The following is a 19735-nucleotide window of genomic DNA, read 5'->3' as shown; positions in this document are numbered from 1 at the left end:
CTCCGCCCTGAGGAGTGAGAGGGGTACAGGGCGGATCAAATCATCGGTCGCTCAGTGCTTTACGGGGCAGCCGCCGCCGCTGTAGTCGACCTGGAATTCCTTGATGCCGTTGAGCCAGCCCGAGCGCAGGCGCTTGGGGTCGCCCAGCTTGGTGATGTCGGGCATGTGGTCGGCGATGGCGTTGAAGATGATCTCGATCTCGAGTCGAGCCAGGTTCGCGCCGATGCAGAAGTGCGCGCCGGTGCCGCCGAAGGACAGGTGCGGGTTCGGGTCACGCAGGATGTTGAAGGTGTACGGGTCCTCGAACACCTCTTCATCGAAGTTGGCCGAGCGGTAGGACAGGATGACCCGCTGGCCCTTCTTGATCTCCACGCCGCCGACCTCGACGTCCTCCAGCGCGGTGCGCTGGAAGGAGCTGACCGGGGTGGCCCAGCGGATGATCTCGTCGGCCGCGGTCTTGGGCCGCTCCTTCTTGAAGAGCTCCCACTGGTCGGGGTTCTCCATGAAGGCGATCATGCCGTGGGTGGTGGCGTTGCGGGTGGTCTCGTTGCCCGCGACCGCCAGCATCATGACGAAGAAGCCGAATTCCTCCGGCAGCAGCGCCTCGCCGTCCATGTCGGCTTCGATCAGCTGGGTGACGATGTCGTCGGCCGGGCAGGCGCGACGGGCTTCGGCCATCTGGTACGAGTAGCCGAGGATCTCGGTGGAGGCCACGACCGGGTCGGCGTCGGAGTCCGGATCGTCGTAGCTGGTCATGTCGTTGGACCACTGGAAGAGCTTCATGCGGTCTTCCTGCGGCACGCCGATCAGCTCGGCGATGGCCTGCAGCGGCAGCTCGGCGGCCACCTGCTCGACGAAGTCGCCGGTGCCACCCTCGACAGCGGCCTTCACGATGGACTCCGCGCGAGCGGTCAGCTCGGCGCGCAGGCCGTTGATGACGCGCGGGGTGAAGCCCTTGGAGATGATCTTGCGGAGCTTGGTGTGCTCCGGGGCGTCCTTGTTCAGGAGGACGAACCGCTGCAGGTCGATCTGCTCGCGGGTGATGTCATCCTGGAACCGCGGGATGGCAGTGTTCTCGTAGGTGGAGAACACGTCGTCGCGGCGCGAGACGGTCTTCACATCGGCATGCTTGCTCAGCACCCAGAAGCCGTCGTCGGTGAACCCACCGACCTCGGGCGACTTGGGGTTCCACCAGATAGGTGCGGTTTTGCGTAGTTCGGCGAGCTCCTCGGCCGGCACCCGCTTCGCCCAGATTTCGGGGTCGGTGACGTCGAATCCATCCGGCACTCCGGGCCGGGCCGCAGTGTCAACCACCAGGGGTCTCCTTTGACCAACTGAAACACGTTCTACCGCTATTGAAGCACAGGGGGTAGAACAAGAGAAGGGACTAGGTAATAGTCCGGAACAGACTTACGTTACTGGTCGTGAACTCGTTGCAGTTCTGATCCGGAAGGAAAAGCACATGGGTACCCCCGTCATCGTCGAGGCCGCTCGCACCCCCATCGGCAAGCGCAACGGCTGGCTCGCCGGCCTGCACGCCGCCGAGGTGCTGGGTGCGGCACAGAAAGGCGTGCTCGAGCGCGCGCAGCTGAACCCCGCGCTGGTCGAGCAGGTTGTCGGCGGCTGTGTCATGCAGGTGGGCGAGCAGGGCAACAACGTCACCCGCACCGCGTGGCTGCACGCCGGACTGCCGTGGCAGACCGGTGCCGTCACCATCGACAATCAGTGCGGTTCCGCGCAGCAGGCCGCGGGCCTGGTGGCCGGTCTGATCTCCACCGGCGCCATCGAGGTCGGTCTGGCCTGTGGCGTCGAGTCCATGAGCCATGTTCCGTTGGGCGCCAACGTCGGAACCGAAGCCGGTCCTCGCCGCCCCGCGTCCTGGGACATCGACATGCCCAATCAGTTCGAGGCCGCCGAGCGAATCGCCAAGCGGCGCGGCATCACTCGCGACGATGTCGACGCGGTCGGCGAGCGTTCGCAGCGGCTGGCCGCGCAGGCGTGGGCGGAGGGTCGCTTCGACCGCGAGGTGCTGACGATCAAGAACGCGCCGCAGGTCGACAAACAGGGCGTCCTCACCGGTGAGTTCGCCGACATCAGCCGCGACCAGGGTCTGCGCGAGACCACCCGGGAGGGCCTCGCGAAGCTGAAGCCGGTGCTGGAGGGCGGAATTCACACCGCCGGCACCTCCTCGCAGATCTCCGACGGTGCCGCCGCAGTGCTGCTGATGGACGAAAAGGCCGCGCAGCGTGAGGGATTGCGTCCGCGCGCCCGCATCGTGTCGCAGTGCCTGGTCGGTGGCGAGCCCGAATTCCACCTCGACGGTCCGGTCCAGGCCTGCGAGCGGCTGCTGGAGCGCTCCGGCATGAGCATCTCGGATATCGATTTGTTCGAGATCAATGAGGCTTTCGCGTCCGTGATGCTGTCGTGGGCCTCGGTGCACAAGCCCGATTTCGATCGCGTGAACGTCAACGGCGGCGCCATCGCGCTGGGCCACCCGGTCGGCAGCACCGGATCCCGCTTGATCACAACGGCTTTGCACGAGCTGGAGCGCACCGGCAAGAGCACCGCCATGATCCTGATGTGCTGTGGCGGGGCCCTCGCGACGGGCACGATCATCGAACGGATCTAGTCTCTCAATGATTTTCGGCCAGGTTGAACGTTCATCCGTCTGAACCCTGAACGTGGCGTACGCCACACAAAATCCGGTACAGACAAGAAGATGATCCATCAGCTATCTTATGGCTACCCGAGGCCCGTCCGGGAAGACCCCCGCGACGGGCCAGAACCGGGGCTCTTAAGCCCTTGGCAAGAACGGTGGGGTGACCCCGCAAACGCCCAAGCCACAGCGGGTGAACCGGATCACCGCCTAGAAGCTTCAAGGAAATCGCGAATCAGGCGTAGGTTTTCAGTTACTGAGCCGCTAATATCAATGATACGTATCCGAGATAACGACTGTTAGTACAGCGAAGGGAATTGGGCGGCTCACAATGGCTGATTTCGCGGCGCGGCTGAACAAGCTGTTCGAAACCGTGCATCCCCCGGGGCGTAAGCCGCACACGAACGCAGAGGTGGCGGCCGCCTTGACGGCATCCGGCCATCCGATCTCGAAACCGTATCTGTCGCAGTTGCGGTCGGGACAGCGCACGAACCCGTCGGATGAGACGGTGGCTGCTCTGGCAAAGTTCTTCAAGGTCAAACCGGACTACTTCTTCAACGACATCTACGCGGCGAAGATCGATCATGATCTCGAGCTGCTGTCCCAGCTGCAGGGCTATGGACTCCGTCGTCTGTCGAGCAGGGCGTTCGACCTGTCCGAAGAATCTCAGAATCTCCTCACGTCTATGGCGGAGAAATTGCGGGCAAGCGAAGGTTTGCCCGAAATTCCTCCGGATGGCACGGAATAAGCACTGCCACAGAGCAACACAGTGCGGCTAGCTCGGAGGCCGCACTGTGTTGGTTTGTTACAGGGCTTGATCCAGACCGGACATAAGGCTGACGCCGGTACTGCTTGCAGGGCAGTACCGGCGTCCTGCCGGACCCATGTGGTCCACGTGAAGGATGTTGCACCGGCCTCAGCCCGCTGAGGCCATGTGGCGTAGACCTCTGCGCTGGTGCACTATGCACAAAGCTGGCATAACACTGTCCCGGTACTCCGGGACGGTCGAATCAGTTGTTTTGTGCACTATGTCGTTTTGTGCACTGCGAGTGTTTCGCCCCATTGCACCAACCGCGACAAGCACGACTGACAACTACAAGTGACAAGCAAAGTCCCGTACCACGCACGGCGGGTTCGATGAGACGAAACCTCGGATACGAAGTCTCCTCGCGAAGGCCCGCCGGAATGCCGCGCCCATGGCAATCACGCGAGGTACGGGACTTGCGCATTTGCGACAAGATCACAAAAGCGTCGGTGATCTCCGCGTGATCAACTTCGAGCCCTTCCGGACGGTAATGTCCGACCGGGTCGAATAGTAATGAAAGAGTAAATCGCTCAACGTGTCCGCGCGGCCGATTACCGCTTCCCCGAGCCCTGGACCACGGCCGACGCGGGCGCCGCGTCATAAGCGCGGGCGATCGCCTGGACCCAGCCGCGCGGACTGACACCGGCCGGCGGCGAGATCCAGCGACCGTCGATCACCACCTCGCCGAACGGATTCCGCGCCCACTCGGCCACCCGCCGCGCTCGCTCGGATACCGAGACGGGCGGCGAGCCCGCCGCGGTCAACTCCACTCCGCCACCGGACTGCAGGTAGAGCGCGTCCATGATCTGCGCGACCTGGTCGGAAGCCTTGAGCTGAGTGCCGGTCCCGGTCTGTTCGTGTGCCACCACCTCCGGGAACCGCGCGATCAGCACCCGATGCAGGGTGCGAATCTGCTTGAGCAGCACCCTTGCCCGCCACCACAGCTCGATCACGATCCACACCGCGCCGATCGCGATGAGCAGCGCCGCGATCTGCCACACCGGCCAGAACCAGCCCTCATCACCCGGTTTCGGCATCGGCTCGTCGCGCACCGCACGCCGGATGGACAACGCGGCCAGCAGTCCGACCACCGCGGTACCGGTGGTATAGAGCGCGATCCCGCGGCCCAAGGTGGTCCAATCCAGGTTGCGCACACCGGTGATCACGATGAACACGCACTCCAGCAGCACGATCGCCCAGCCGAAGGTGACCGACCAGGCCAGCGTCAGGATCATCGCGATCGCCCCGCCGGAGTAGATCATCATGGCGATCTGCCGCAGGTTGCGGCGCGACACCACCGGCCACGCGGCCGAGGCCACCACCGAGGTGGCGGTCGCGAACATGATCCAGGACGCCGTCACCACCCGGTCGCCGAGCCACATGCCGTGCACGCCGTCCGGGATCAGATGGTCAACGGCCAGACCGATTTCCGGCACCCCGACCGTCGCGGCCAAGGCCACCGCGGCCACCGCGATCACGATCGCGACCCGCGCCGTCGTCGCGGGTTTCACCAGCACGCGCCCGACGCGCGCCCCCGAGGCCATCCAGACCAGCATGGCAATCAACCAAAAGGTCATACTGTGCCCTCCTGCGGATGCCCGAGGGCCCCTACGTGGTTACGCAAGCTGCCGCCTCCGGGGCCTGACTCGGTCATCCGAGTGCCTCATCGAATCGAAGGACCGAGACGCCCGCGCCCCGGCTGTTGAAGACCCGCAGACGTGTCATGAGCATGCTCGCGAAAGTCTCGGCCTCCCACTCGCACTGCTCGTCGTCGCCCAGCTCGATGGTCTTCTGATGCGCGCGCTGGCTCAGCATGTAGGCGATCAGATCGTCGCTGGCCTCCAGCACCACCTCGGTCGCGGCCTCGCCCGGATGGTCGAACACGATGTGCCCGAGCTCGTGCGCGAGGGTGTGCTCGCGACTGGGCAGCGCCTGCGCCAGCACGATCACGTCCCGGTCCGGATAGCTGCGACGCTGGCCGCAGACGCCGGGACCCAGTGTGGCGCTGGCGATCTCGATGGGACGGCGGCGCTCCGCCGAGATGGCGAGCACCACTTCCTCGAGGTCGGTGGCGTCGAAGTCGGCCGCCACCGCGCACACCGCGTCCACCGCGGCGGCCACCCGGCGGTAGGACCCGATGCTATGAGCCTTGCTCTCGGTCATCGCGGTCCCCTCATGCCCTCGGTCCGAAGAATGCCGCGCGCGCGGCGTCGACCCGGCCCTGCGCCGCGCCCGCGCTCTGGAAGCTCACCGCACCCGAGCCGGTGCCCGCCAGCGCCATCGCGATCAGCCCGCCGATCACCGACAGCGGTTTCCATGGCGGCAGCGGGGAGTTGTGCGAGGTCGGCTTCACGTCCGGATCCGGTTGGGCCGGAACGGGAGCGGGCTTCGGCGCGGGCGGCGCCGGCGCGGGCGGTTCGGCTTCGGGCAGCGCGGCCACCGGGGCCACCACCGCGGGCAGCGCGGGGACGGCCGGGGGCTGCGGAATCTCCAGCGGCACCGGCGGCGGCCCGGGCACGGCGGGCGGCGGAATCAGCAACAGCAGCAACGGTGAAGCACAGACGGCGGCGGACCCGAGACCGGCCGAACCCAGGGCCGCGGAACCCACGGCAGCCGAACCCAGCTCGGCCGATCCCGAACCCAGGCCTCCGACACTGGCGGACCCGAGGGCCGCGGAACCGGCGCCGGTCGAACCGCCGGCCGCCGAACCCACCCCCGAACCCGCGCCGGCCGAACCGGCCGCGGAGCCCATACCTGCCGAACCGGCACCCGCGCCGAGGCCGGCGCCCAGACCGGCCGAACCGGCGAGCGCGGAACCCACACCGGCGGAACCGATTCCGGCGGAACCGACGGCGGCGGAACCGGTGCACAGGGCGGCCAATCCGGCCGAGCCGACGGCCGCGGAGCCGACCGCGGCGGAACCCGTTGCGGCCGAGCCGGTGCCGAGCAGCAGCCCGAGCAGCGCGGATCCGGTGCCGAGGCCCGCCGAGCCGACGGCGGCGGAACCCAGGCCGAGCACCCCGGTGGTACCGAGTCCGGCGGAACCGACCGCGGCGGAACCGGTGCCCAGCACGGCCGACCCGGTGGCGGCTCCCGCCGAACCGGTGCCCGCCACCGCGGAACCCAATCCCGCACCGGCGGAACCGGTTACAGCCGAACCGGAGCCCAGGGCAGCCGAACCGGTGCCACCGAGCACGGTGCCCAGACCGGCGGAACCGACGGCGGCCGAACCGACAGCCGCTCCTGCCGAACCGGTACCGAGCCCGAAAAGAATGGACAGCAGATCCAGAGGCCCGGCCACCGGGGTGACGGCCACGGCCTGCGACTGCGGAGACCCCGGCAGTGATTGCGGGACGACGGGCTGAGACTGCGGGGCGGGCAGCACCGGATCCTGCCCGGCGGGCGCGGGGTCGAGTGGGAGGCCCGGCTGCGCGTCAGCGGCAGCGGGCCCGAGCAGTGCCGAACCGGCGACAGCTGCGATCACTGCCACCAGTCGCATTGCACGATCGACGATCATGCGCCAGCCATCCCCTCATCGATACCGCGCGCTTGGCTTGTCTCCGCACCGGGGGTACGAAAACCCGTTCCTCGGCAGGCGGTTCGGGACAGGTTTCGAGCTCACACTGTCGCCCCGATTGCCGGACCGTTGCGGAACGCGGTCATCGTACCGGTCACCATGTCCTTCCGCACAAGTCCCGATCGCATTAGGGGTGCTCACAAACCGTACGCCTGCGCTTACCCCCACGTATCCAATATCACCAAGCGCCCCAGGCCAATTGACCCGAGCGGGCCCGCCACCCGCACACCTCACCGCCGGATCCCACGAACCGAGAGGTTTCACTGCCGTTCAGATAGCCGACAATTCAGACATATCGCAGCAACCGCCGGAACGCCGATCACCGGTCCCCGGAATGCGCGAAGCCGCCCCCGGGCGAGAGGTTCCGGGAGCGGCTCGGTGCGCCGGACATGCGGCGCGCGGGTGGATCCGATGGTGTGCGGATCCGGAGTGCGCGGCCGGGCTGTGGTGGCCGCGCACGTGCGGGGGCGTCAGGCCGAAGTGGTGACGCGGTACTGGTTGAGGCTGTCGATGCGCTCGATGGCCTCGGTGATGATGTGCTCCATCAGGTCCTGCACGGTCGGCAGATCCTCGATGATGCCCGCGACCTGACCCGAGGCGAGGACACCGGCTTCGGTGTTGCCCTCCACCAGGCCGGCCTTCAGGTACATGGCGGTGTTCGCGCCCATGATGACCTGGGACCAGGTGAGGTCCTTGTGCTTGCGGGTGTTGAGGCCTTCCTTGGCCAGGGTCGTCCATTTCATGCCGGTCATCGACTTGAACTTGGCGGCATTGACCAGCGCGGCGTACAGGCCGCGGATATTGCCCGAGTGCTCGAGCTTCTCGACCAGCTCGGTCTTCAACACCCGGTGCGGCATGCCGTCGACCTTGAGCGAGACCACGGTGTCCTGCAGTCCGCGCTTGAGGTACTCCTGCTTGACCGAATCCGGCACGCTGGAGTCCTGGGTCAGCAGGAAGCGGGTGCCCATCGCGACACCGGCCGCGCCGTAGGACAGCGCGGCGGCCAGGCCGCGGCCGTCGAAGAAACCGCCACCGGCCACGACCGGGATGTCGACGGCGTCCAGCACGGACGGCAGCAGCAGCGTGGTGGCGACGGAACCGGTGTGGCCACCGCCCTCACCGCCCTGCACGATCACGGCGTCCGCGCCCCAGGAGGCGACCTTCACCGCGTGCTTGGCCGCACCGATGGACGGCATCACGACGACGCCGTTGTCCTTCAGCTTCGCGATCAGCTCCTTCTTGGGAGCCAGCGCGAAGGAGGCCACCTTGACGCCGTCGCGGATCATCATGTCGATGCGGTCCGGGGCGTCCGACAGGTCGGCGCGGATGTTCACGCCGAACGGCTTGTCGGTCTTGGCCTTCGTCTTGGCGATGGCCACCTCGAGCTCGTCGAGGTCCATGGTGGCCGAGGCCAGGATGCCGAGGCCGCCCGCGTTCGCGGTGGCCGCGACCAGGCCGGGTCCGGCGACCCAGCCCATGCCGGTCTGGACGACCGGGTGCTCGATGCCGACCAGTTCGGTCAGCGGCGTCTTCAAACGCTGAGCGGTCATGCTGTCACTTCCTTCTCGCGGAAACCCTTCGGGTCCAGCACGGTCCGGATGATGGTGAGCTCTTCCTCGGTCGGCAGCCGAGTCTCGCCCGCCTCGGCCAGACCGGCGACCTCGAAGGAAGTGTTCTCCGCGACCTCGTCCGCGGTCACACCGGGGTGCAGCGACAGCGCGCGCATGGTGTGGTCCGGGCCGTTGTAGTCGAACACGCCCAGGTTCGAGACCACCCGGTGCAGGTGGTGGAACCGGTAGGCCGGGTTCTCCGGGTCGATCTTGTCGTAACCGATGCCGGAGACGATGTCGACCTGGTCCACGAACACCCGCTTGTTGTGCTTGGGCACGAAGTAGCTGGTGGCGTGGTTGATGGTGTTGCCCGGCGCGCCGCGCACACCGAACATCTGGCGGGTCGGCTGCTGCAGCGGGCCGAACGCCGACAGGTTCTGGTTGCCGAAGCGGTCGAGCTGGTTGGCGCCCATGACCACGTGGCGGCGACCGGAGTTCACGACGTCGAAGACCTTCGAGAACGGGATCCAGCCCTCGATCGGGGCCTTGCCGCCGATCGGCGGGACCTCGGCGAAGAACAGCGCCTCACCGTCGGACAGCAGCAGGTCGGGCTCGAAGGTGAGCCGCGCCAGGCGCGCGCCGATGGTGGTGACGGTGGACATCGGGGAGGCCATGATCTCGCCCGCGCCGCGGAAGATCTCGGCGGCGGCGACGACGCAGATCTCGGCCCGAGTAATGGTGGTGGTGTCGGTCATTACTTCTGCTCCTCGGCGAAAGCCTTGACGGCGGCCTGGTATTCGGCCTCGGACACGTCCAGGTAGCGAGCCTTGAACTCGGCCCACGACTCGGGGGTCTTGGCGGCCTCGACGTAGTGGCGCTGGAACTTCTCGTCGCGGCCGTAGCTGCCGGAGAAGGTGAAGTGCGCGCCGCCGGGGGCCTCGACCACACCGTCGACCATCATGCGGTTGAGGACGAGCGCCTGCGTCGGAACGGCTTTCACCAGTTCCTCGGTCTCGACCAGGCGGTCCACCGACAGGTAGCGCTTCTCGGCCGAGAGCATGTACAGGTCGTCCATGTACGGGTCGACGCCGGTGTAGGCGGCGTTGCCGTGCTTGTCGCCCAGGTCGAGGTGCACGAAGGCGGCGTCCAGGCTCAGCGCGGGCATGGCGACCAGGGTCTCGGTCTTGCCGTCCGTCTCGTAAGGCGACTGAACAGTTTTCAGCTCGCCCTCCCAGAAATCGACCACGGCCGAACCCAATCCGGCACGGATCGGCAGGAACGGCAGACGAGCCGCCGCGGCCTGCAGACCGCACTTGACCATGCCCTCGTCCATCTCGCGCACGGTGATCGCACCCTCGGTGCGGGCCTTGGCGAACCACGGGTCGTAGAACGGCGCGGAGTCCAGGGACACGAAGCCGTAGTACGCCTTGCGGACCTTGCCGGCCGAGCACAGCAGGCCCAGGTCCGGTCCGCCGTAGGTGACCACGGTCAGATCGGTGACGTCCGAACGCAGCAGGGCGCGCACGAACGCCATCGGCTTGCGCCGGGAACCCCAGCCGCCGATGCCGATGGTCATGCCGCTGCGCAGCTCACCGACGACCTCGTCGAGGTTCATTCGCTTGTCGCGCATGGCTTTACTTCCCCTTCTTCTGAGCGGCCAGGTCGTCGTCGAAGCGCGCCCGGATCTCGTCGGCCACACCGGCGAGGTTCAGCTCCATGGTGAAGCCCTGCTCGAAGCGGTAGGAGCGGTGCACGTCCTGCACGTCGATGCCGTTGAGCGCCTTCTTGGCGGCGCGGATCACGCGGCCGTCCTTGTTGGCGATGTTCTTGGCGACCTCCATGGCGGCGGCGTCCAGTTCGGCGCGCGGCACCACCTTGAAGACCGAGCCGTAGTGGTGCAGCTGCTGCGCGGTGAGGGTGCCCGCGGTGTAGAACATGGTCCGCATCAGGTGCTGCGGGACCAGTCGCGCCAGGTGGGTGGCCGCACCGAGCGCGCCGCGGTCGACCTCGGGGAGGCCGAAGGTCGCGTCGTCGGAGGCGACGATGACGTCGGAGTTGCCGACCAGGCCGATGCCGCCGCCGAGGCAGAAGCCGTTCACGGCGGTGACGACCGGGACCTCACAGTCGTAGATCGCGGCGAAGGCGGCGAAGCAGCCGTGGTTCGCGCGGATCAGGGCGGTGTGGCCGGTGTCGGCGTTCATCTCCTTGATGTCCACGCCGGCGTTGAAGCCGCGGCCCTCGGCGCGCAGCACCACGACCCGGGTCTCCGGGTTCTTACCGGCCTGGGTGACGGCGTCGGCCAGGGCGAACCAGCCGTCGGAAGGCAGAGCGTTGACCGGGGCGTAGTCGACAGTGACGACTTCGACGCCCTCGGTTTCGGTGTGACGGTTGATCCCCATCGCGAGTCCCATCGTTGGCAAAACAAGCAAGTGCTTGGTAGGTTAGCACGGTGGGAATCGAAGTAAACCTGTCCGGCTCGGTCGTCTTGGTCACCGGCGGTGTGCGCGGCGTCGGCGCCGGCATCAGCCGGGTCTTCCTCGACGCGGGGGCGACCGTGGTGGCCTGTGCCCGACGGCCCGGCGACACCCCCGTCGAGAGCAATGGCCGCACCATCGACTTCCTGCCGTGCGACGTGCGCGATACGGATTCGGTGCGCGGGCTCATCGAGACGATCGTCGAGAAGTACGGGCGCCTGGACACCGTGGTGAACAACGCCGGTGGCGCGCCCTTCGCCCTGGCCGCCGACGCCAGCGCCAACTTCCACTCGAAGATCGTGCAGCTGAACCTGCTCGCGCCGCTGCTGGTTTCGCAGATCGCCAACGAGGTCATGCAGAAGCAGGACACCGGCGGCTCGATCGTGATGATCTCCAGCGTCTCCGGGCACCGGCCCTCCCCCGGCACCGCCGCCTACGGCGCGGCGAAAGCCGGTGTGGACAGCCTGGTCTCGTCGCTCGCGGTGGAATGGGCGCCCAAGGTGCGGATGAACTCCGTCATCTGCGGCCTGGTCAACACCGAGTCCTCGCACCTGCACTACGGCGACGAGGACGGCATCGCCTCGGTCAGCGCCACAGTGCCCATGGGGCGCATGGCGACCCCCGAGGACATCGGCCGTACCGCCGCCTTCCTGGCCTCCCCGCTCGCGTCCTATGTCACCGGCAGCGCGCTGCTGGTGCACGGCGGCGGCGAGAAGCCCGCCTTCCTGGAAGCCTCCACCGCGGACGTCCCCGCCGTCTCAGGCCACTAGACCGACCGAACACACGAAGAGGTAATCGATATGACGGACAAGAAGATCTGCGACGGCCGCGTCGTCATCGTGACCGGTGCGGGTCAGGGCATTGGCCGCGCGCACGCGCTGGCTTTCGCCGCCGCCGGCGCCAAGGTCGTGGTGAACGACCTGGGTGCCGAGCTCGACGGCACGCCCAAGCCGGACTCCGGTGCCGCGAAGGTGGTCGAGGAGATTCGTGCCGCGGGTGGCGAAGCCGTGGTGAACGGTGACGATGTCTCCGATTGGGAGGGTGCGCGTCGTTTGGTCGCCACCGCCATTGAGACCTTCGGCGGTCTGGACGTTCTGGTGAACAATGCCGGTATCGTCCGCGACCGTATGCTGGTCAACCTCGGCGAAGACGAGTGGGACGCGGTCATCAAGGTGCATCTCAAGGGCCACTTCGCCCCGATGCGTCACGCCGCCGAATACTGGCGCAACGAGTCCAAGGCGGGCCGTCAGCCCCAGGCGCGCGTCATCAACACCAGCTCGGGCGCGGGTCTGCTCGGTTCGGTCGGTCAGGGCAACTACTCCGCCGCCAAGGCCGGTATCGCAGGCCTGACCATTACCGCCGCTGCTGAAATGGGTCGCTACGGCATTACCGTGAACGCCATCGCCCCGGCCGCGCGCACCCGCATGACCGAAACCGTGTTCGCCGAGACCATGGCGGCTCCCGAGGACGGCGGCTTCGACGCCATGGCCCCGGAAAACGTCTCCCCCCTGGTGGTTTGGCTGGGTAGCGCCGAGTCCGCCGCCGTCACCGGCCGTATGTTCGAGGTAGAGGCCGGCAAGGTCACCGTCATGGACGGCCACCGTCACGGCGTCTCCGTCGATCGCGGTGCCCGCTGGAACCCGGCCGACCTGGGCCCGGTCGTGAACGACCTGCTCGCCAAGGCCATCACCCCGGAGCCGGTCTACGGCGCGTAATACGCACCGCCCGAAGCGCTTCCGCCGCCGGTACCCAGCTCGATGGGTACCGGCGGTTCTGTTTTCAGACCGGCCGCTACTTCTTGCGGATACCAGACACCAGGGCGAAGAGGGTGTCCAGGACCGGGGTCGGCGTCAGGCCGGTGGCGATGACCTGGATCTTTCCGGCGATCCCCGGGACATAGCGGGCGCTGGGACGCTTTGCGGTGAGCGCCTTTTCGACCTTCTTGACCACCGAACCCACGGGGGCGGCGATCTTCGGAACCTGCTGCGACATCTTGCGCAGACCCGCGAGGTGCGCGGCGTAGAGGGTGCGCTGCTCGTCGGTCAGGTGCGAGGTGGTGGTGTCGACCATGTCCGTCGCACCGAACCAGAGGTCGGTGGCGATCGGGCCGGGCTCGATGAGGGAAGTGTGGATTCCCCAGGGGCGCAGTTCCACTCGCAGGGCGTCGACCAAACCCTCGAGAGCGAACTTGGACGAGTTGTAGGCGCCGGTGCCGGGGGTGGAGATGCGGCCGCTCAGCGACGAGATGAACACCACCCGGCCGCGGGTGGCGCGCAGCCGCGGGAGGACCGCCTGGGTGACGGCGACCGCGCCGAAGACGTTGACCTCGAACTGGTTTCGGAGCTCTTCCGGAGTGAGGAGTTCGACGGGCCCGTCGACGACGATGCCCGCGTTGTTGACCACGGCGGTCAGGTCGGCGGGCAGCACCGCGTCGAGCTCCGCGATCTGGTCGGGGTTGGTGACGTCGAGGACGATCGGGGTGATGGCGGGGTTCTGGGCGGTCAGCGCCTCGCCGTCGGACAGTTTGCGGACCCCCGCGTAAACGTGCCAGCCCTGCTGTGCCATCCGCAGGCAGATGGCTTTTCCGATACCGCGGGCCGCTCCGGTGACCAACACAGAATTCATGTGGTCAGCCTAATTCGAGCATGCCACCATGTGGCGATGGGGAATGTCCTGATTGTCGGTGACCTGCACGGAAACGCCGAGCACGCGCTGAACCTGGTGCGGGTCGCGGTACGCAACGACTGCGACAAGGTGTTCGCGGTCGGCGACTTCGGGGCCTGGGAGCACATGGCGTCCGGCCGGCGGTACTTCGACGTCGTGAACAAGGCGGCCAAGCGGGCCGGGGTGACCGTGTACTTCCTCGACGGCAATCACGACAAGACCTCGCTGCTGCACGAGCTCTACGACGAGCAGCGCGACGACGAGGGCTTCCTGATGTGCCGCAAACACCTTCGGTACGCGCCCCGCGGACACCGCTGGACCTGGGACGGCACCACCTTCGCCGCCTTCGGTGGCGCCCGCTCCACCGACAAGGGCCGGCGGCTGGCCTGGGAGGCGCGCAAGGCCGAACAGCTCCGCAAACGCCGCCGCTACGGCTCCTCCAAATCGGCGGACACCGCGGGCACGCTGTGGTTCCCGGAGGAGGAGATGACCGACGACGAGCTGTCGGAGCTGCTCGCGGCCGACGGCTCGCCGGTGGACGTGCTGCTCACCCACGACAAACCTCGCGCCTCGCAGCCGAAGTGGAATCGCAAGGACAAGCCGGAGTGCTATCCCAACCAGGACCGCATCCAGACGGTGGTGCAGACGCTGCGGCCGGGCCTGCTCTTCCACGGCCACCTGCACGTCCGCTACACCGACACCATCGCCGCCGGTGACGGGCACTGGACCCGGGTCGAGGGCCTGGCCTGCGATCCGGACGCCTCGCAGTATCTGGAGTACTCGACCGACCACACCTGGTACGTCCTGCAACTCCCCTGCGCGGCGGATGCGGTGACCGAGTCCGAATCCCGTTCCCTACCCGCCTGATTCGTCGTATGAGGAAGTGCCCTCGTCGAGCAGCGGCTCTTCCCCTTTGAAGTGCGCGGGGGCGAACACCCGCAGCACGTGATAGCCGGTGATGACGACCAGCGTGCCCAGCGCGATGCCGCTCAGGGTGAAGGTGTCGGTGAACTTCATGCTCACATTGCCGATGCCGATGATCAGGCCCGCCGCGGCCGGCACCAGGTTCAGCGGATTGCGCAGATCGACCCGGGCATTGGTCCAGATCTGCGCGCCCAGTAGGCCGATCATGCCGTAGAGGATGACGGTGATCCCGCCGAGCACGCCGCCGGGGATGGCCGCCACGATCGCGCCGAACTTGGGGCACAGGCCGAACAGCAGCGCGAAGAACGCGGCGGCCCAGTAGGCGGCCGTCGAGTACACGCGGGTGGCGGCCATGACGCCGATGTTCTCGGAGTAGGTGGTGTTGGGCGGGCCGCCGACCGCGGTGGACAGCATGGACGCCGCGCCGTCGGCGGCGATGGCGGCGCCCAGCCTGTCGTCCAGGTCGCTGCCGGTCATCTCGCCGACCGCCTTCACGTGCCCGGCGTTCTCGGCGACCAGCGCGATCACCACCGGCAGCGCGACCAGCACCGCCGACCACTGGAAGGCCGGGGCATGGAAGCTGGGCAGGCCGATCCAATCCGCCTGCGCCACCCGGGACAGGTCGAGCCGCCAATGGTCGGTGACCGTGCCGCTGCCGTCGGCCGAGTGGATCCGCCCGAACACCCGGTCCAGCACCCAGGACAGGCCGTAGCCGAACACCAGGCCCAGGAAAATGGCGATGCGCGAGAAGAATCCGCGCAGGCCCACCACCGCTAATCCGGTGAACAGCATGACCAGCAGCGCGGTCCACTGGTCCTGCGGCCAGTAGGTCGCGGCGGTGACCGGGGCCAGATTGAAGCCGATGAGCATGACCACCGCGCCGGTCACCACGGGCGGCATGGCGGCGTGAATGATGCGCGCGCCGAAGCGCTGTACGGCCAGACCGATCAGGAACAGCGCCGCGCCCACCACCAGGCAGGCTCCGGTAACCGTCGCGCTATTGCCGCCCTGCGCCCGGATCACGGCCGCCACGCCCACGAAGGACAGCGAGCAGCCCAGATAGCTGGGCACCCGGCCGCGAGTGGCCAGCAGGAACAGGGCGGTCGCGACGCCGGACATCATGATGGCGAGGTTGGGGTCGAGACCCATCAGGACCGGCGCGACGAAGCTCGCGCCGAACATGGCGACCACGTGCTGGGCGCCCAGGCCGAAGGTCCGCGGCCACGACAGCCGCTCGTCGGGCCGCACCACGGCCCCGGGCGCGGGCGTGCGCCCGTCGCCGTGCATCGTCCAGCGGACACCCAAATCCATGAATTGCCCGCTTTCTCCCGAAGGCCTGAAATGCGTCCGCGGCCATCCTAATCCGAGCAAACTGACAGCTCATAACCCTGCGCGACCCGGACAATTGCCGGCCGTCAGGGCCTCAAGATCATTGCCAGGCGAATGACGAGGCCGTATCCACCACGGAGACAATGCCTGGCAACCTTCGAGCCGTCAATCCATCCCGTAGCGCCGCCGGATGGCGCACGGCAGCGCATACGGGTTCGGGGCATCCGCACAGCCGGCGTCGGAAATATTCTGCGACACACAGCTATTCGACGCCTCCGAGGCGGCGCCTAGCAGTCGGCGCACTGCGTCCGCCACTGCCGCATCGTCGCTCAGCCCCCGGCGCAGCGCGGCGGCCCGGTCCAGCGCGCGGATCCGAGCCCGCTCGTGCGCGGTCGAAACAGACTGTGCCATAACGGCATCCGGTAGCGCCAGCGCGGTGATCCGCCCGTCCGCGGCCACCTCGATCCGCACCTGGTCCACCACGGCGCGAGCGCGCACCCGCTCCACCGCGTCCTGGACGCGGCGGGCCGCGCGTGCCACCTTCTCGAACCGGGCCTCCACCGAATTCGGCATGCGAGAAGCCTAGGAGGATGTGCCGAGATGCCGTGCGGCATCGGAAACTTCGCGCACCGGCGTCAGGGCTGTACGCGAATCCGCTGCATCATGTCGTGATCGGCGTGATCGAGATTGTGGCAGTGCCAGACATAGCCGCGGATCTCCGCGGGTTCGGTCATGCCATCCGTCATCTCCGCGTCCGAGCCCGGTGATACTGCCACCGCGCCGGGCGGCACCGGAATCACCGCGTCGGGATCGAATCCGAGCTCCGCCACCGCGGGCCACCGCACCAGGACCCGGGTGATGGTGTCGGTCGGGCACTCGACGGTGTCCTTCCAGCCGGCTTCCCACTGCGGCGGCCCCTGTTCGGGACCGAGGGCGAAGGCGTCGGCCGAGGGCGCCCAGCGAACGCCGAACCTCGGCGGATAGTTGGCGGCGAAGTAGGCCGAGGTCAGGATGGGCTGGCGGCCGATCACCCGCAGCCGGGCCAGATGCAGTGGATGGGGTGGTCGAACGGTGTGGTGTTGACGACGTCCCACTGCTCGACGGTCCCGGCCCGGGCCAGGTCGATGTCCGAGCTCAGGAAGGGCAGGTTGTTCAGCGACATCATGGTGGAGAAGGACACCGGCCGGGAGGTATCGCTGAGGCCCATCAGCGTCACGGTCCGCACCGAGTCCGGCCGCCGGAGCGGTTCCAGCGGGTCGGGGCGGCCGGGCCCGCCGCGCAGCACGGGTGGCAGCTCCGCGGCCGGGCCGTCACCCGCGCCGGTGAAGCGCATGACCGAGCGCAGTTCGGGGGCCATGAACACGGTGTTGCCGAGATCGTTGAGGGCGGTATCGATGAGATCGACCGTCTCGCCGTCGCGGATCCCGCGGAAGTCGACGAGCAGGTCCACCCGCTCGCCCGGGCTCACCCGTACCCACGGCGCGGTCGCCGGTGCGTCGAGCAGTCCCAGGTCGCCGCCGATGACGAAGAACGGCTGGGCATTGGAGAACTCGAAAATGTAGGGGCGCGAGTTGGATCCGTTGAGCAGCCGGAACCGGTAGAGGGTGCGCCGCACGTCGAGTCGCGGCCACACCACCCCGTTCACGCAGCAGACGTCGCCGAGCTGCCCGGATTGGTTGTAGCCCTGCGGAATATAGGTGGCGACCATGGGTTGCACGTCGCCGTCGGCATCGAAGGTGCGGTCCTGCACGATGAGCGGGATCTCGAATTCTCCGCTGGGCAGTCCGAGCGGGTTGTCGGCGCGGCCGGTGTCGAATTCGTCGCGCAGGTAATACATTCCAGCCAGTCCGGCCTGGATGTTCAGTCTGGTTATCCCCATGGCGTGGTCGTGATACCAGAGCGTCGCAGCTTCCTGGCGGTTCCCGTACGCGAAGCGGGGGCCGCCGCCATTGCGCCAGCCGATCAGCGGATGCCCGTCGGCGTCGGGAGAATTCGCGCCGCCGTGCAGATGCACGGTGAATCGCGGATCGGTGCGGTCCTCCTCGGTGACGCCGTGCATGGTGACGTCCACATGCGGGGCCAGCACGTGGAGACCCAGCTCGTTGCGAAAACCGATGCGGGCCACCCGGTCCCGGAAGGCTTCGAGGTTCGGCCCGAGGACCGGCCGCTCGAATCCCCAGCTCCGGGTTTCCGGCAGGTCCCGGTGGTAGCGATGGACTCCGGAGGTGGCGGCCAATTCTCCTGCCGCCGCGCGGGTTTCGGGGATGGGCAGCTCGTCGACGAAGGGTTGAAGCGGCGGCGAGTGATAGTTGAACGGCGTCAGCGAGGGGGCCGGAATCGCGGGAACCGGTACCGGCGGTGGCGGCAGGGTCGACGGTTCGGCCGCGGCCGAGGCCAGGTAGCCCATGCCCGCGATGCCGAAGGCTCCCAACAGGAACCCCCTTCTCGGCAGGTTCTCGTTCGCCATCGCGTTCAACCCCCGGACCAGCCCGACCGTCAACCGGTCTATCGTCCGCCCGAAGCGGACACTTCGGACCTGGAACGCCGAAAGCCGCACACCGTAATCCGGTGTGCGGCTTTCGAAACGGTAAAGGTCCGGACTAGCCCAGACGCTCGATGATGGTGACGTTGGCGGTGCCGCCACCCTCACAGATGGTGAGCAGACCGTAGCGGCCGTTGACCCGCTCCAGCTCGTTGAGCAGGGTCGAGAACAGCTTGGCGCCGGTCGCGCCCAGCGGGTGGCCCAGCGCGATCGCGCCACCGTTGACGTTCACCTTGTCGGGGTCGGCGCCGGTCTCCTTGATCCAGGCCAGCACCACCGAGGCGAAGGCCTCGTTGATCTCGATGACATCCATGTCGTGGATGGTGAGACCGGTCTTCTCCAGCGCCCACTGGGTGGCCGGGATCGGCGCGGTCAGCATGAAGATCGGGTCCGCACCGCGGGCGCTCACGTGGTGGATGCGGGCGCGCGGGGTGAGGCCGTACTCCTGGACCGCCCACTCGGAGGCCAGCAGGGTGGCGCTGGAGCCGTCGGAGATCTGGCTGGCCAGCGCGGCGGTGATGCGGCTGCCCTCGGCGAGCGGCTGCAGACCGGCCATCTTCTCCATGGTGGTCTCGCGCGGGCACTCGTCGATCGCGAACTCGCCGACCGGGATGATCTCGCGGTCGAACTTGCCGTCCACGATGGCCTTGCGGGCGCGGTCGTGGCTGCGCAGCGCCCACTCCTCCATCTCCTTGCGGGAGATGTCCCACTTCTCGGCGATCATGGTGGCCGAATTGAACTGCGACACTTCACCGGTGCCGTAGCGGTGGTCCCAGCCCTCGGCGCCGACGAACGGCGACTCGAAGCCGTACTGCTGCCCGGCCAGCATGGCGGCCGAGATCGGGATGGCGCTCATGTTCTGCACGCCGCCGGCCACGATCACCTCGGCGGTGCCGGACATGATGGCCTGCGCGCCGAAGGTGATGGCCTGCTGCGAGGAACCGCACTGACGGTCCACGGTGACGCCCGGCACCGACTCCGGGTAACCGGCGGCCAGCCACGAGGAGCGCGCGATATTGCCGGCCTGCGGGCCGATGGTGTCGCAGCAGCCGAACACCACGTCGTCCACGGCGGCCGGGTCCAGGTTGTGGCGCTCGAGCAGGCCCTTGATGGCGGCCGCGCCGAGGTCGGCCGGGTGCACGGCGGCCAGCGAGCCGCCCCGCCGGCCGACCGGGGTACGCACGGCGTCGATCACGTACGCCTCACGCATCGGC

Annotated in this window: 19 protein-coding genes; 5 read left to right on the top strand and 14 right to left on the bottom strand. The window is 67.8% G+C overall.

The genetic code is table 11. The annotated features are described in order from the left end of the window. Positions 1–51: 51 nt before the first annotated feature. Positions 52–1317 carry a cytochrome P450 gene (locus ACYVKL_RS23365; RefSeq protein WP_357198812.1) on the bottom strand — a complete coding sequence of 422 codons (1266 nt, stop codon included), beginning with the start codon at positions 1315–1317 and terminating at the stop codon, positions 52–54. Between the two features lie 145 nt (positions 1318–1462). Here ACYVKL_RS23365 and ACYVKL_RS23360 point away from each other — a divergent pair, with 145 nt between their 5' ends. Both ACYVKL_RS23360 and ACYVKL_RS23355 read left to right on the top strand, forming a co-directional pair. Then, complete coding sequence (locus ACYVKL_RS23360) at positions 1463–2629, top strand: steroid 3-ketoacyl-CoA thiolase (RefSeq protein WP_357198592.1); 1167 nt, start codon at positions 1463–1465, stop codon at positions 2627–2629. 358 nt (positions 2630–2987) lie between these two features. Next, positions 2988–3404: a helix-turn-helix domain-containing protein gene (locus ACYVKL_RS23355; RefSeq protein ID WP_011207048.1), complete on the top strand. Its 417-nt coding sequence runs from the start codon at positions 2988–2990 to the stop codon at positions 3402–3404. Between the two features lie 608 nt (positions 3405–4012). Here ACYVKL_RS23355 and ACYVKL_RS23350 read toward each other — a convergent pair. From ACYVKL_RS23350 to ACYVKL_RS23320, 7 genes are all read right to left on the bottom strand, one after another. Then, positions 4013–5038: a hypothetical protein gene (locus ACYVKL_RS23350; RefSeq protein WP_379168018.1), complete on the bottom strand. Its 1026-nt coding sequence runs from the start codon at positions 5036–5038 to the stop codon at positions 4013–4015. A gap of 73 nt (positions 5039–5111) precedes the next feature. Further along, positions 5112–5624 carry an ImmA/IrrE family metallo-endopeptidase gene (locus tag ACYVKL_RS23345; protein WP_213558284.1) on the bottom strand — a complete coding sequence of 171 codons (513 nt, stop codon included), beginning with the start codon at positions 5622–5624 and terminating at the stop codon, positions 5112–5114. 10 nt (positions 5625–5634) lie between these two features. Then, positions 5635–6951: a hypothetical protein gene (locus tag ACYVKL_RS23340; RefSeq protein ID WP_379168016.1), complete on the bottom strand. Its 1317-nt coding sequence runs from the start codon at positions 6949–6951 to the stop codon at positions 5635–5637. A gap of 557 nt (positions 6952–7508) precedes the next feature. Further along, positions 7509–8588 (bottom strand): NAD(P)H-dependent flavin oxidoreductase, encoded by a 1080-nt coding sequence (locus ACYVKL_RS23335; RefSeq protein WP_213558286.1) that lies wholly within the window; start codon positions 8586–8588, stop codon positions 7509–7511. Then, positions 8585–9343, bottom strand: a complete 759-nt coding sequence (locus ACYVKL_RS23330) for a CoA-transferase subunit beta (protein ID WP_379168013.1) — start codon at positions 9341–9343, stop codon at positions 8585–8587. Before ACYVKL_RS23330 ends, ACYVKL_RS23335 begins: the two co-directional genes overlap by 4 nt. Then, positions 9343–10218 carry a CoA transferase subunit A gene (locus ACYVKL_RS23325; protein WP_379168011.1) on the bottom strand — a complete coding sequence of 292 codons (876 nt, stop codon included), beginning with the start codon at positions 10216–10218 and terminating at the stop codon, positions 9343–9345. Before ACYVKL_RS23325 ends, ACYVKL_RS23330 begins: the two co-directional genes overlap by 1 nt. Before the next feature lie 4 nt (positions 10219–10222). Beyond that, positions 10223–10987: an enoyl-CoA hydratase family protein gene (locus tag ACYVKL_RS23320; protein WP_357089788.1), complete on the bottom strand. Its 765-nt coding sequence runs from the start codon at positions 10985–10987 to the stop codon at positions 10223–10225. 50 nt (positions 10988–11037) lie between these two features. Between ACYVKL_RS23320 and ACYVKL_RS23315 the strand changes: the two genes are divergently transcribed. Then, positions 11038–11832 (top strand): SDR family oxidoreductase, encoded by a 795-nt coding sequence (locus tag ACYVKL_RS23315; RefSeq protein WP_379168008.1) that lies wholly within the window; start codon positions 11038–11040, stop codon positions 11830–11832. A 30-nt stretch (positions 11833–11862) separates the two neighbouring features. Further along, complete coding sequence (locus ACYVKL_RS23310) at positions 11863–12777, top strand: SDR family oxidoreductase (RefSeq protein ID WP_379168006.1); 915 nt, start codon at positions 11863–11865, stop codon at positions 12775–12777. Positions 12778–12853: 76 nt separating this feature from the next. On the opposite strand, the gene ACYVKL_RS23305 is transcribed toward ACYVKL_RS23310, so the two are convergent. After that, on the bottom strand, positions 12854–13687 hold the full coding sequence (locus tag ACYVKL_RS23305) for an SDR family oxidoreductase (protein WP_379168004.1): 834 nt from the start codon (positions 13685–13687) through the stop codon (positions 12854–12856). A 36-nt stretch (positions 13688–13723) separates the two neighbouring features. Between ACYVKL_RS23305 and ACYVKL_RS23300 the strand changes: the two genes are divergently transcribed. Further along, on the top strand, positions 13724–14593 hold the full coding sequence (locus ACYVKL_RS23300) for a metallophosphoesterase family protein (RefSeq protein WP_379168002.1): 870 nt from the start codon (positions 13724–13726) through the stop codon (positions 14591–14593). On the opposite strand, the gene ACYVKL_RS23295 is transcribed toward ACYVKL_RS23300, so the two are convergent. From ACYVKL_RS23295 to ACYVKL_RS23275, 5 genes are all read right to left on the bottom strand, one after another. Continuing rightward, a complete protein-coding gene (locus tag ACYVKL_RS23295; RefSeq protein ID WP_379168000.1) occupies positions 14582–15961 on the bottom strand; it encodes a uracil-xanthine permease family protein in 1380 nt (459 codons plus the stop codon). The genes ACYVKL_RS23300 and ACYVKL_RS23295 overlap by 12 nt on opposite strands. Before the next feature lie 183 nt (positions 15962–16144). Next, positions 16145–16552, bottom strand: a complete 408-nt coding sequence (locus ACYVKL_RS23290) for a hypothetical protein (RefSeq protein WP_379167998.1) — start codon at positions 16550–16552, stop codon at positions 16145–16147. Between the two features lie 62 nt (positions 16553–16614). Beyond that, complete coding sequence (locus tag ACYVKL_RS23285; RefSeq protein WP_379167996.1) at positions 16615–17073, bottom strand: cupredoxin domain-containing protein; 459 nt, start codon at positions 17071–17073, stop codon at positions 16615–16617. Next, positions 17007–18446, bottom strand: coding sequence for a multicopper oxidase family protein (locus ACYVKL_RS23280; RefSeq protein ID WP_379167994.1), 1440 nt, complete (start codon positions 18444–18446; stop codon positions 17007–17009). The genes ACYVKL_RS23285 and ACYVKL_RS23280 overlap by 67 nt, the downstream gene beginning before the upstream one ends. A 133-nt stretch (positions 18447–18579) precedes the next feature. After that, positions 18580–19731, bottom strand: a complete 1152-nt coding sequence (locus ACYVKL_RS23275; protein ID WP_213560677.1) for an acetyl-CoA C-acetyltransferase — start codon at positions 19729–19731, stop codon at positions 18580–18582. Positions 19732–19735 lie beyond the last annotated feature (4 nt).

It is taken from the genome of Nocardia tengchongensis, from assembly GCF_054781395.1.
This window is presented reverse-complemented; position numbering and strand designations above follow the sequence as displayed.

Excerpts from the sequence above, each read along its gene's own strand:
- ACYVKL_RS23300 (WP_379168002.1), top strand. The coding sequence starts at position 13,724 with ATGGGGAATGTCCTGATTGTCGGTGACCTGCACGGAAACGCCGAGCAC.
- ACYVKL_RS23320 (WP_357089788.1), bottom strand. The coding sequence starts at position 10,987 with ATGGGGATCAACCGTCACACCGAAACCGAGGGCGTCGAAGTCGTCACT.
- ACYVKL_RS23350 (WP_379168018.1), bottom strand. The coding sequence starts at position 5,038 with ATGACCTTTTGGTTGATTGCCATGCTGGTCTGGATGGCCTCGGGGGCG.
- ACYVKL_RS23335 (WP_213558286.1), bottom strand. The coding sequence starts at position 8,588 with ATGACCGCTCAGCGTTTGAAGACGCCGCTGACCGAACTGGTCGGCATC.
- ACYVKL_RS23310 (WP_379168006.1), top strand. The coding sequence starts at position 11,863 with ATGACGGACAAGAAGATCTGCGACGGCCGCGTCGTCATCGTGACCGGT.
- ACYVKL_RS23305 (WP_379168004.1), bottom strand. The coding sequence starts at position 13,687 with ATGAATTCTGTGTTGGTCACCGGAGCGGCCCGCGGTATCGGAAAAGCC.
- ACYVKL_RS23280 (WP_379167994.1), bottom strand. The coding sequence starts at position 18,446 with ATGGCGAACGAGAACCTGCCGAGAAGGGGGTTCCTGTTGGGAGCCTTC.
- ACYVKL_RS23345 (WP_213558284.1), bottom strand. The coding sequence starts at position 5,624 with ATGACCGAGAGCAAGGCTCATAGCATCGGGTCCTACCGCCGGGTGGCC.
- ACYVKL_RS23290 (WP_379167998.1), bottom strand. The coding sequence starts at position 16,552 with ATGCCGAATTCGGTGGAGGCCCGGTTCGAGAAGGTGGCACGCGCGGCC.
- ACYVKL_RS23360 (WP_357198592.1), top strand. The coding sequence starts at position 1,463 with ATGGGTACCCCCGTCATCGTCGAGGCCGCTCGCACCCCCATCGGCAAG.
- ACYVKL_RS23275 (WP_213560677.1), bottom strand. The coding sequence starts at position 19,731 with ATGCGTGAGGCGTACGTGATCGACGCCGTGCGTACCCCGGTCGGCCGG.
- ACYVKL_RS23295 (WP_379168000.1), bottom strand. The coding sequence starts at position 15,961 with ATGGATTTGGGTGTCCGCTGGACGATGCACGGCGACGGGCGCACGCCC.
- ACYVKL_RS23355 (WP_011207048.1), top strand. The coding sequence starts at position 2,988 with ATGGCTGATTTCGCGGCGCGGCTGAACAAGCTGTTCGAAACCGTGCAT.
- ACYVKL_RS23325 (WP_379168011.1), bottom strand. The coding sequence starts at position 10,218 with ATGCGCGACAAGCGAATGAACCTCGACGAGGTCGTCGGTGAGCTGCGC.
- ACYVKL_RS23330 (WP_379168013.1), bottom strand. The coding sequence starts at position 9,343 with ATGACCGACACCACCACCATTACTCGGGCCGAGATCTGCGTCGTCGCC.